Raw genomic sequence first — 11510 nt, forward strand, 5'->3', positions numbered from 1 at the left:
ATCTAGGACGCGCTGATTTCCGCTTCTTGAAAGCTTGTTATCATGATAATTTTCAGTCTCCTCGCTTAAGAATATATAGACATTTCAGTCAAACCGGCGGGGGATGGGGAGGATAGGATGAAACTGTTATCGCTTGTTGTCGCAGCTACGTTTTCACTTGCTATGTCCGCTTGGGCCGAGGATCTACCAAGTAGCGCGAAGAAAGCATCGATGGAAGAATTTAAGACTTTTGCTAATGGAAAAAAGGTAAATGTAATTATATACGACGCTGGAGCTGCCATAACTGCCACTCTTGTCTGGAACTGGAAGAAAAAACAGATCATTGGCGAAGCTTTGGTGAACAACAAAACTAAGATAAAGGTCAAAGTTCCATTGACTTTCGACGGCGACAAGGCCTGTTCACAAGACCAAGGTAAACCAGTTTGTCATCTTATCTACATTGACAACGACAAATTTTACGAGGTACGCGACGACGGCAAAGTCCACGCGACTTCAACGTTGGTTCAATGAGACGGACCACGTCCGAATGGTTTGGTCGGCGTTTGCACGGACCCGCAAATGCCGGCCCTATTCAGTACGCTTGTCAAGTCTTACGACACCTGCACACTCGCCTCCGACTCGAGAAAACTCACCGCTGCCTTTCGCACCTTGAAGCCTGCCGATGATATGGTTTTGCCTTGGCGCACCATCGTCATCGACGAAACTTAAATAGATGTCGAATGCCCCGTCGGCGGTGATTGTTCCGGCCAAAGGCACCATCGCGGAAATTTCCGTTCCATCGATAAAGATTGTCGTTGACTGTTCAGTGTAATCGCAGGCGGAATTACCTGCGCGCCGCGTCAGTGCCCACGCGCCATCAAAAGCCTTTACCTTGACCGGAGCGCAGACACGTTCTGGCATATTCTTGATTGCGCGCAACACCTCTTTCGTCGGCTCCAGGCTGGCAAGCTTCAATCCCCGCTGCTCGGCAAAGGCTTGAAGAGCTTTCCGACTTCCCGGTCCCCATTTGCCGTCTGCCTGTCCGACAAGGCAGCCGACTCGCGTTAGCTCTGTTTGCGTTGCCTTTGTCAACGCGCGCGGATCAGCCAAAGCTTGCGTCACATCTAAATCAGGATGAGCTTCTGCAACCGCCACGCCCGCGATGGAAATCGAGGGGGCTTTGCCACGATCTGTTGCTGCCTGTTCGATCTCGTCGATCTTCAAGCTGGCTAACGCCGCAAAGGCGCCGCTTGGATACTGTCTGAGATAGGCCTCAAAGAAGCGCTTGTCCGTTTTTTCCTTGATGGTCTCCCAATAGGCGACTTCTACGTCCCCTCCTTTCGCACCCGCCGTGACAGCGGTGTTTCCGGACAACGGTTGCAAAATGACGTCGCCCGTCAGCGAGGAGTTGTCCCATGGCACTTGCTTGCCGTCGGTTGCTTCAAGCACATCCCTACGGACGTTGATGAGGTCTCGGGAGATGTCCTGGCCAGGCGTACCAAGATTCTTCAGCAGCGCAGATGTGAACGGCGAGTTCCTTCCCTCGCCGTCCAGCGCAACGTTCCCGGGCTGCGTTGCAAAGGCTATGAGCGATCCAACGCCCGTGCCTAGCTTTGCCAAGCCCCGACCGACCGACCCTGATCGCGTACCCATCGAGCGCCCAAGGTTCTGTGAGAAAGGACTGTCCCGGCAAGCATCCAAAAATACCAGGTTGACCTTCGTGGTTCGCTCCATGGCCGACAAGACGAGGTCCATGGGCACGGCTTCGAAGTCGAGGTCGTTATATGTGGATAGCCGCGCATCAACGGGAGCCATGTAGTTGGTGCCGTTCACCTGGACGCCATGGCCGGCATAGAAGAGAAGCGCCATGTCGGCACCATCCAGCTTGCCGATGAAATCTCGAACCGTGCCGCGCATCCCGCTCAGATCGAGGTCCTCGCCTGCAACCACCTCAAAGCCCAACGCCTGCAGTTTTGCGGTCATATCCACCGCATCATTTTTTGGATTGGAAAGTGGAACCGCGTATCTATAGGCAGAATTACCGATGACCAGCGCGACGCGCCGTTCTGCCCACGCTTGGGCGCTCAGCGAAACTAGAAGAAGCGCAATGGCGAAGCGAAGCGCCATCATGGCTGTATATCCTTAGTCTCAGCTCATGCAGCGGATTCACCAGTCGATGGACAGGATAAAACCGGAGCAGTCTTGCGAGACTGAGCCCGGTGCTTCGCAGTGTCAAGTCCAGCGGATCTAGCGAAGGGCCCACCGCTAGCCCACAGTTCGTCAGCGGTCTATGCTGTATAGATTCACGCCGATAGACACCGAAACGAATTGCACGCAGCTTGGCCGTCTTCACGCCGATCGGAATGGTTCAAAAAGGGCGCCTTCTCGCCTCGCTCGGATTCTTTTTCATTCTGGGCGCCTGCATTGCCACATTCTCTCCCTCAGGCGAGAAACTGCTGCGCGACGTCTTGATGACGACCATCTCGCCCTTCGTCGCGCCCCCGACAGACATCGTGATCGTAACGATCACAGAGCAGACATTGGAAAGGTTTCCCTATAGATCGCCGCTGGATCGGGGTGCCTTGGCCGACCTCGTGCAGAGAATCGATAAGGCTCATCCGAGAACAATAGGCATCGACTTGCTTTTCGATCAGCCAACCGAGGCGGAAAAGGATCGGCGCCTAGCTGAGGTTATCGAGGCGGCCGAAAGTCCGGTAATTGTCGCATCTGCATCACACGGGGACGACCTTACCGACAAGCAACTGTCGTATCTTAGTCGCTTCGCGCCAAGCGCCATCCGCGGACTGGCCGCCCTGTCTCATGATAGGGTCGACGGGGTTGTGCGGGAAGAATTTCCCGGGCGCGTGGTGAATGGCAACTGGCAACCTAGCTTTGCGTCAGCGCTTGCGCAGACCGCCGGCATATCGGCATCGCAAGCTGCGGAGAAGATGGTCTACTATCGGGCTACAGGCATTCATCCGGCACGATGGACAATATATCCGGCACACGCCGCCGCTTTCGCGCCCCCGGCCTGGTTCGCCGGGAAGTTCGTTTTGATCGGCGTTGACCTCCCGCTGCAGGATCGTCATGCAACCCCCTTTGCCGTGCTGAACGGCTCTGTTGCCGGAGCGCTGCCGGGTGTCGTTATTCATGCCAATGCGCTGGCGAGACTGATCAAGGGCGACAAAATCATTACGCCAGAGGCGGTGGCGGCGTTTGCGCCCTTCGTTCTCGCGACGGCGCTCTGCATCTGGGTCGCTTGGCTCCGCATATCAGTGTTGGTGAAACCTGTGGTCATCATCGGCGCAGTCGTTTTGGTTTTGATCTTAGAAGCAACCGCGTTTGCCAAGGCCGGAATTCTGTTACCTATGGTCGCGCCGTCGATGCTGCTGCTAGGGCTCTCCGGATTCGTCGCCATTCTGGCATGGCACCGGGACTCGAAAGAAAGGCGTTTCGTCCAGAACGCGTTCTCGCAGTATCTCAGCCCGGCAGTCGTGGCAGAGCTAGTCAGCAAGCCGGCGTCGCTGCGCCTCGGCGGATCCGAACGCTTGATAACGTGCGTGTTCACCGACCTTGAGGGATTCACCAGTTTGGGCGAACGGACGGAACCAGAGGTATTTGCTACGGTTCTGAATGAATACCTCGAGGCGGTTTGTGGTCTCTTCATTGAACATGGCGCCACGATAGACAAACTAATAGGCGATGCAGTCATTGGTTTTTTTGGCGCACCGGGTGTGCAGGAGGACCAAGCCGAAAGGGCGCTAAAACTAACGCTTGCTACCGTCGCGATGTCTCGAAGATTTCGGACAGATCTAAAGTCTAGAGGCCATGACGTTGGCGTCACTCGTATCGGCGTCCATCGAGGACCTGCAGTTGTCGGAAATTTTGGGGGCAATCGATTCTTCAACTACACGGCCATGGGCGATACGGTGAACACCGCTGCCAGGCTCGAAGGCGCGAACAAGTTTCTAGGTACCGTGAACTGCATCAGCGAGGAGGTGGCGAACTCTTCCGATGACTACCTGCTTCGGCCGTCCGGTGTGTTGTGTCTGAAAGGCAAGACTGAGTGGATCTCAGCCTTCGAGTTGCTGGAAGACGGGCGTATGAATCGCGAGATGGTGGAGGCTTACTCGCAAGCTTACTTGCTGATGTCCGCGCGCGACAAGACTGCCGCTGCTGCCTTTGCATCGCTGGCCATTCAATATCCCAACGATGGCCTCGTTGCTTATCACCTTGGGAGACTGAAGCAGGGTGAGGCTGGCGATAGGATCTATCTTGAAGGCAAGTAAAACAAGCGTATGGTTGAACGTGCGTCATGTATCGGCAACCCAAAATCATTTTCCTACTGGCTGCGGCCATCGCAGCAGTTGGTTCCTGCTCGAGCGCTCCTGCGGCCAGCGAGTATGTCGTTGTCGCTGTCGATCCTCCCGCGGACAGCCCTCAGCTCGGCAAACTGTTCAGACTGGGCGACCTCGTGCATATCGAGGGTGGATCGACTGTCACTTTGATGGGTGACGATGGCTCGGTCACTGCGTTGCCGGGACCTGCGGATATTGTGGTGACTGACGACGCATCGGATTCTGGATCAACGTCTAACGGGGCGGCAGGCGCTTCTTCGAGTTTGACTGCGATTTCGGATCTATTGGGGAATGCCGCTGGTCAGCTCCAAACCATAGGTGGATCTCGTGGCGTTTCCGACACGACGGCCGCCACCTTGGAACCTTGGATGGTGCCGGTCGAAAATGGTCTGACAGGCTGCGTTTATGACCTCAAACTGGAGCTTTGGCGCCCACCGGGGCACAGGGCGGATGTTTCGGTTGCCTATAATGAAGAGTCGCTGGCGACAAGCTTGGTCTGGGACAAGGATACCCCAATTTTGGCAATTCCCGGAAACGTGCCACCGGATCTTCGATCCGTTGGGTTGGTGATCGACGATAAGTCGTTTCGAATGCCTATCGTGCATTTGCCCACCGGCTTCAGCCCGTCGGATCATGTGGGACTGTATGCCTGGATGATAGGAAGCGGTTGTCTTCTTCAGGCATCCGCACTGATCCGGAACTTGGCTAACCGATAGACCACCAGGGGTGGTCACTTCACGGCGCACTGGAAGCGGTAGAGGCGCGCCTTCGCGTCAACCACCGCCATATCGAGGCAACTTCTCGACGGCGCGCTAAGGAAAGCGATCGCCTTGTGCCCAGCGGGTACGCCCACTGAAAGTTTGCGGCGCACGATTTAACGCTTTCGTTGACGTAGACTTGGACGGTTGCCGAATAGCGGCTGAAGTAGATACGCAGGTGGCAAAACGTCGTGCTCTGTTGCGAGGCTATGCTGGATCAGGTGGTCCGTCCAGAAGAGTTCTTCCTGCAGAACCGGCGATCTCGAGATGCCACCGACCCTCCGCATGCCCCCTCGGAATGCTCGAAGAGGGATGGTGCGTCGCACAAAAATGTTGCAATGCACTATAAATGCCGTAACGTCAGTTTCGTAAATGAACGAGACGGCTTTTGTGAAAGGCCGTCCACCGGAAAGGATGGAAACTGTGGCCAAGACCGCTGACACCGTTGAAAATACCGCATTCCCCACCTTCGACGCGTCGAAGGCTGCCGACCAGGTCCGCGCTGTCGCCGAAAAGGGCGTCGAGCAGTCGAAAGAAGCCTATGCGAAATTTGCGTCAGGCACCGAGACGACCCAGAAGGCTCTGCAGTCGAGCTTCGAAACCGCCAAGACCGTCGGCAACGAGTTGTCGCTGAAGACAATTGCTGCTCTGCGCGCCAATGCCGAAGCCGGCTTCTCGCACCTCGAAGCCCTGGTTGCCGTGAAGTCGCCGTCCGAGTTCATCGAACTGCAGACTGCCTTCTTGCGCACGCAGCTCGACAAGACCGTCGAGCAGGCCAAGGAATTTCAGGCCGTGACGACCAAGGCTGCCGAAGATGTATCGAGGCCGATCAAGGATGTCGTTGAAAAGGCGATGAAAGATCTCAAAGTCGCCTAATTGAGTCTAAGCGATCGGAAATAGCCGCGAAACAACACCTTCTCCAGCCGGTCTTTTTCCCTTTGGCTGGATGCTCTTTGGTGCCTGCGTTGCCATGGCGGTGCGGGCATGGCTCTCTCGGCTGCGATCATCCGCACAATCTGACGGCGGCGAGCGACGAGCCCGGCCAGGGCCGTCCAAAGCGGCAACGGCTAAGCGCGATACCCTGCCCCATTCTTGGCACGTCGAGCCTTGACATTCGCCTGCGGCAAATTCAGCTGGGCCTTCGTTGCACGGATGGCGGTGCGATGCGCCTTTCGTCTGTGAGCGGCTGCGCGGACGCCGTCAAACGGCAGAAACTTCAAATCCATCATGTTGGCTCATTGCCAAAGCACCGCTTCAAGACAACAATGACCTCGACGCCGGCGCGCCAGACGCGCACAAAAAGAGCGTTGGAGGAAATGGAGGAGGAAGCCGCTGGCCAAGTCACGGACGCGCTATGCATGCGGCGTTTCGGTGCTCACGACCGACGAATCTGACGCGGATGCGTTCGCCCGGGCGGTGGCAGCGGAAGCAGCGGCCATTGACGCCGGGTTTGCCCTCCTGTTTTTCTCGCAGAGCCTCATAGAGGCCGTCGCCCTGTCGGAAGCGCTGAAGACCCACGCGCCGGCGCTCCACTATGCCGGCTGCTCGACAGCCGGTGAGATAACGCCCAAGGGGCTGGAGGAAGGCCAGATCCTGGCTATGCTGCTTCCCTCCGTATCGTTTTCGGCAGCCAGCACCATGATCGAAAATCTGTCCTCATCAGGCATGGACGGGATTACCGGCGAAGTCGAGGCGCTGAGGCGTTCGTTACACGAGCGCCTCGGGCACGAGCGAGCCGACACCACTTTCGCGCTCTGCTTGATCGACGGCCTGTCTTATGCCGAAGAAGCGGTGACCTCCGCCATCCATTGGGGGCTCGACGACATCCCACTGATCGGCGGGTCGGCTGGCGATGATTTGAAATTCGAGACAACGCGGCTGATCTCGAACGGCAAAGTGACATCCGACAGCGCCATCATCGTGCTGATCACCACGGAAATTCCTTTCCACGTATTCAAGACCGACAATTTCGTTCCCACCGACGAGAAGCTGGTGGTGACGGCATCCGATCCCGACCACCGCATCGTGCGCGAATTCAACGCCACCATTGCCGCCGAGGAATATGCCGCCTCGGTCGGCGTCGTCGCGCAGATGCTGACGCCACTGAGTTTTGCCTCGCACCCGGTAGTGGTGAAAGTCGGCGGCGAATTTTACTGCCGTTCAATCCAGAAGATGCACGCGGACGGCTCGCTGTCGTTCTTCTGCGCCATCGACGATGGTGTCGTGCTTGCCGTCGCCCAGCCTAAGGACATGGTCGAGGCGACCCGCGCCGCGCTCAGCGACGTCAGCGAAAGGCTTGGCGGCATCGACCTGATCCTCGGTTTCGACTGCGTGCTGCGCCGGCTCGACGCGCGCAATCGGCAAGTCTATCGCGAGATTTCGGAACTCTACAGGGTCAACAACGTCCTCGGCTTCGGCACCTATGGCGAACAGTACCGTTCGATGCATCTGAACCAGACCTTCACCGGCATCGCCTTCGGTGAACGCAATGCGGCCGAAGCGGCGGAGTAGGAAATCCGGGATGCCGCTCAGGAACATCGACGACCTGGAAAGGCTGAAGAAGATCAACGCCGCGCTGATCAGCCGCGTCGAGCGTTCCATGGACCAGCAAGGCAATGCCTTTTCGCTGTTCCAGACCGCCATTTCGCTCGAGAGCCGGGTGCGCAGCCGCACCGAAGAGCTGCATTCGACCTTGCGCCGGCTGGAGCAGTCGAACATCGACTTGAACGCGGCCAAGGAAAACGCCGAGCTGGCGAACCTGTCCAAGACCAGGTTCCTGGCGGCCGCCAGCCATGACGTGCTGCAGCCGCTGAACGCCGCGCATCTGTCGGTCTCGGCGCTTGCCGAAGTACAGACCAGCGAGGAAGGCACAAAGCTGGTCCGCCAGGTCGAGCGATCGCTGGAGACGATGGAGGACCTGCTCCGCACCTTGCTCGACATTTCCAAGCTCGATGCCGGCGTCGTGCAGCCCGACATCACCGATGTCAGCCTGGAGACGTTGTTTTCGTCTCTGCGCTCGGATTTTCAGCCGGTCGCGGAGATGAAGGGGCTGACGCTGAAGTTCCGGCCGGTCGATGCGCTCGTTCGTTCGGACCGAACCCTGCTGCGCCGCATCCTGCAGAACATCCTGTCCAATGCACTGCGCTATACCCGCTCGGGCGGCGTGTTGGTCGGCACCAGGCATCGCGGCGACACGATCCGCATCGACGTCGCCGATACCGGCTGCGGCATCCCCGACGACCAGCGCGAGGCGGTGTTCGAGGAATTCCATCGCGGCGTGATCCCGACGGATGCCGGGCTTGCCGCCGGCGGGCTGGGGTTGGGGCTCGCCATCGTGCGCCGCATCGCCGCGGCCCTCGGCCATCCCGTCACGTTTTCGTCGAAGGTCGGACATGGCACGATTTTCCATATCGACGTTCCGGTCGGGATCGGCGACACGGCCGATCCAATCGCCAGCACCGTCGACATGGAGCGGCCGCGCGGCTACGGTCTGTTCGGCACAAGGGTGCTGCTGGTCGAGAACGACATCGACGTGCTGCAGGCGATGACCTCCCTGCTCGAGCGCTGGCAATGCCTGGTGCGCCCCGCCGCCTCGACCGGTGACGCGCTCGACATGCTTGGTGATACGGACTGGTTGCCAGATATTGTCATAGCCGACCAGCATCTCGACGGCGGCGATCTCGGCACCACCACAATCGCCAAAGTCCGTGATTGTCTCGGCCGCGCGGTGCCGGCGCTGATCGTCACCGCCGATGGTTCGGAGACAATCGCCAACGCCGCCCGCGCCGCCGGCATCGAACTGATGCGCAAACCGTTGAAACCAGCGCAACTGAGGGCGTTGCTGGCACATCTGCTGGCTTGAACTGGTCGTATTGTGCCTAGGCGGTAATTCATATTAAGCAGATTCACTTCTTCGCGCTAAAGGATGATCTTCTTCGCGTATTGGAAGCAGTAGAACTTGAAATTTCGACAAAAAACATCCTCATGGGTCATTTTCCCAAGATGGAATTCGACCCTTTTAGCAATAGAATGCAAATTCCAACTCTTGGGCATTCAACCACTGGATCGGCTTCCAGCGGTCGATCATTTCTTGTCACTGGCCACGCTGTGCCCATTGAGGTGAGGCCGATAAAAAACGCCTTTCGGCATCCGGTATTCGTTAGATCAGCTTGGCAATCCGGACACAGTAACTTTTTCCCCTGGTGGCCGATGGGCTGAAGATGTTGTGATAAATGGCCGCGTAGCTACGGTCTCCGCCCGCTCAGGAGCTAATGAAGACTTTTAATAGAGCATTCAAAAAGCAATTTAGTAAAATTAAAGCATTTCACGTTGGACCCGGGGCCGCCATTTTACGGGACGATGGAAAGCGGCTAACTGCTGCAGAGCAATCGCCGCGTGAATTTGATCGGACTAGGGAGGCGCGGGTTGCTTAGCTGGTGTCAGGAACGTGAGAGCCGTCGCTTAGTCCGATTGCGGTGACACGAGTGCTGTCGACTAGGGTGACAGTGCGCTTTTTAGCGAGCCCTCTCAAAACCCCGCCCGATCGCGAAACAGCTCGGCATTGTCGAGCTTTGAGACCTCGATCACCGCCTGTGTGCGGCTGTAGACGTTGAGCTTGCGCAGGATTTCCGAGACATGCGCCTTGACGGTGGTCTCGCCGACCTGCAGCTCGTAGGCGATCTGCTTGTTGAGCAGGCCCTGGCGCAGCATCTGCAGCACCTTGAGCTGCTGCGGCGTCAGCGTGGCCAGGCGCTGCACCATCTCGGCGCGGTCGGTGCTGTCGGCGTCGCGCGGCCGGCCTTCATAAGTCTCGGGAACATAGATCGCGCCTTCCATCACCGAGCGGATGGCGGCGGCAAGGTCGCTCTTGCGCGCCGATTTCGGGATGAAGCCGGCCGCACCGTAGGACAGCGCCTCGGAAATGATCTTCGGTTCCTCATAGCCGGAGACGATGACCACCGGCAGGCGCGGATAACGCGTCCTGAGCTGCAGCAGCCCGTCAAACCCATGCACGTCGGGCATGCTGAGATCGAGCAGCGCCAGGTCGAACGGCTTGGCATCCGTCAGAAGCTCGAGCGCCTCGGCAATCGAGCGCGCCTCCACCGTGTCGACTTCCGGATAGGCCATCTGCACGGCACTATGCAGCGCCTCGCGAAACAGCGGATGGTCGTCAATGATCAGGAACCTGGCGCGATCGGTCATCAGCTTCATTTCGGTTTGGTCTGGCCTAGAATAGTCCTGCAACCATGGCCAGCTTATTGGCAAATAGTACATTGCCATCTTGGCCGGCTAAAGCAGAATGTGGCCATGATTTCCGCGGCGCCACGCGGCAGATGTGGCCGTTCTGAAATGCAATACCTTGCCCGGTGGCCCAAATCGACCGAATGTGCCGGCGACGGATCCATTGAAACGGAGACAGGTCGTGACCGACTTCCGGCTTCGCGTGACAGCCAGTGACCGCTGGCTTTCGCACTGTTGCAGGCCGCCACACGACGCTTCTCCGACGCCCGCCTTGTTCGCCGCCGCACCGATGGTATCGGCTGGTCTGGGGTCGCGCTGGTATACGGGCTGGTTTCCTGTACAAAACGCAGCAGGCTGATGGTGCTGCCGTTCAAGCCCCGCTAGGCGCTCGATATCGTACTGGTAAGGAGCACCACCTTGCCGCCATCGCGCTTTGGGCGCGACTTTGCCCGCGATATCCAAGCTAGTCCACGATCTGGGCCGCGCCAAGCCAGAACCAACTGATCGCAGTCGCTGATCTTGAAGCTGTACGATCCGGTTGGACCAATTTCAGCGTATTCCCGTTGAGCCCAGCGCCCCCCGAGGCTGACAGCACGTCAGCAATGACTTACGAAGCGTGTCCGTCTACGCGCTCGCCTGCGTTCGTTCCAACGCCTGGGACCGGGCGATTTCGTCCAGCCCCCAAAGATAGTGTCTGATCACTCGTTAGGCCGGCAACGCGCCGGACCGCTTGGCCGTCCAGGTGGCGATATAGTCCATCAGTCCTGGATTGAGGCAATCATAAGGTTCGAGCCCGATCGACTTCAGCTGTGACCTTATGCCGTCCATGCGGCTCGGATCGACACCGGACTCGATGATCGACGAGACAAAGGCGGTGAAGCCCGGCGGTGACCAGCCGTCTTCCTGGAAGCGTTCGGGATGGATGAAGGACAGCCCCTTGAACGCGTGGTCGCGCTCGACCGGGCCGTGCATATGGACGCCGCAGCCGGTGCAGGCATGGCGCAGGATCAGCGCGCCCGGATCGACGATCTTCAGCTTGTCGCCGTTTTCGGTCACCGTCACGTCGTTTGTACCGGCAACCGCCACGACCGAGAACAGCGCGCCTTCCGGCTTCCAGCATTTGGTGCAGCCGCAGGCATGGTTGTGGGCGATCTGGCCCTTGACCTTCACCTTG

9 protein-coding genes are annotated in these 11510 nt (G+C 58.3%); 6 read left to right on the forward strand and 3 right to left on the reverse strand.

The window, feature by feature from the left end:
* Positions 1–117 precede the first annotated feature (117 nt).
* The gene (locus tag NKH04_RS29405) at positions 118–510 is read left to right on the forward strand and encodes a hypothetical protein (RefSeq protein ID WP_031212493.1); all 393 of its coding nucleotides are present in this window, start codon (positions 118–120) and stop codon (positions 508–510) included.
* 57 nt (positions 511–567) lie between these two features.
* Here NKH04_RS29405 and NKH04_RS29410 read toward each other — a convergent pair whose 3' ends face one another.
* Positions 568–2109: a caspase family protein gene (locus NKH04_RS29410; protein ID WP_353023995.1), complete on the reverse strand. Its 1542-nt coding sequence runs from the start codon at positions 2107–2109 to the stop codon at positions 568–570.
* 209 nt (positions 2110–2318) lie between these two features.
* Between NKH04_RS29410 and NKH04_RS29415 the strand changes: the two genes are divergently transcribed.
* The 5 genes from NKH04_RS29415 to NKH04_RS29435 all read left to right on the forward strand — a co-directional run bounded on the left by NKH04_RS29415 (position 2319) and on the right by NKH04_RS29435 (position 8957).
* Complete coding sequence (locus NKH04_RS29415) at positions 2319–4268, forward strand: CHASE2 domain-containing protein (RefSeq protein ID WP_352685636.1); 1950 nt, start codon at positions 2319–2321, stop codon at positions 4266–4268.
* 26 nt (positions 4269–4294) lie between these two features.
* A complete protein-coding gene (locus NKH04_RS29420; protein ID WP_353023996.1) occupies positions 4295–5053 on the forward strand; it encodes a hypothetical protein in 759 nt (252 codons plus the stop codon).
* A 456-nt stretch (positions 5054–5509) separates the two neighbouring features.
* The gene (locus tag NKH04_RS29425; protein ID WP_353023998.1) at positions 5510–5971 is read left to right on the forward strand and encodes a phasin; all 462 of its coding nucleotides are present in this window, start codon (positions 5510–5512) and stop codon (positions 5969–5971) included.
* 495 nt (positions 5972–6466) lie between these two features.
* Positions 6467–7606: an FIST N-terminal domain-containing protein gene (locus NKH04_RS29430; RefSeq protein WP_353024000.1), complete on the forward strand. Its 1140-nt coding sequence runs from the start codon at positions 6467–6469 to the stop codon at positions 7604–7606.
* Positions 7607–7616: 10 nt separating this feature from the next.
* Positions 7617–8957 carry an ATP-binding response regulator gene (locus NKH04_RS29435; RefSeq protein WP_352541898.1) on the forward strand — a complete coding sequence of 447 codons (1341 nt, stop codon included), beginning with the start codon at positions 7617–7619 and terminating at the stop codon, positions 8955–8957.
* A 665-nt stretch (positions 8958–9622) separates the two neighbouring features.
* Here NKH04_RS29435 and NKH04_RS29440 read toward each other — a convergent pair.
* Both NKH04_RS29440 and gfa read right to left on the reverse strand, forming a co-directional pair.
* Positions 9623–10306 carry a response regulator gene (locus NKH04_RS29440; RefSeq protein WP_352541896.1) on the reverse strand — a complete coding sequence of 228 codons (684 nt, stop codon included), beginning with the start codon at positions 10304–10306 and terminating at the stop codon, positions 9623–9625.
* A gap of 735 nt (positions 10307–11041) precedes the next feature.
* The coding region (gene gfa / locus NKH04_RS29445) for an S-(hydroxymethyl)glutathione synthase (RefSeq protein WP_353045369.1) at positions 11042–11510 on the reverse strand (469 nt) is incomplete at its 5' end.

Origin of the sequence: Mesorhizobium sp. M1365, from assembly GCF_040317865.1 — a bacterium.
Classification (GTDB): Bacteria; Pseudomonadota; Alphaproteobacteria; order Rhizobiales; family Rhizobiaceae; genus Mesorhizobium.

Excerpts from the sequence above, each read along its gene's own strand:
- NKH04_RS29440 (WP_352541896.1), bottom strand. The coding sequence starts at position 10,306 with ATGAAGCTGATGACCGATCGCGCCAGGTTCCTGATCATTGACGACCAT.
- NKH04_RS29425 (WP_353023998.1), top strand. The coding sequence starts at position 5,510 with ATGGAAACTGTGGCCAAGACCGCTGACACCGTTGAAAATACCGCATTC.
- NKH04_RS29420 (WP_353023996.1), top strand. The coding sequence starts at position 4,295 with ATGTATCGGCAACCCAAAATCATTTTCCTACTGGCTGCGGCCATCGCA.
- NKH04_RS29405 (WP_031212493.1), top strand. The coding sequence starts at position 118 with ATGAAACTGTTATCGCTTGTTGTCGCAGCTACGTTTTCACTTGCTATG.
- NKH04_RS29435 (WP_352541898.1), top strand. The coding sequence starts at position 7,617 with ATGCCGCTCAGGAACATCGACGACCTGGAAAGGCTGAAGAAGATCAAC.
- NKH04_RS29410 (WP_353023995.1), bottom strand. The coding sequence starts at position 2,109 with ATGATGGCGCTTCGCTTCGCCATTGCGCTTCTTCTAGTTTCGCTGAGC.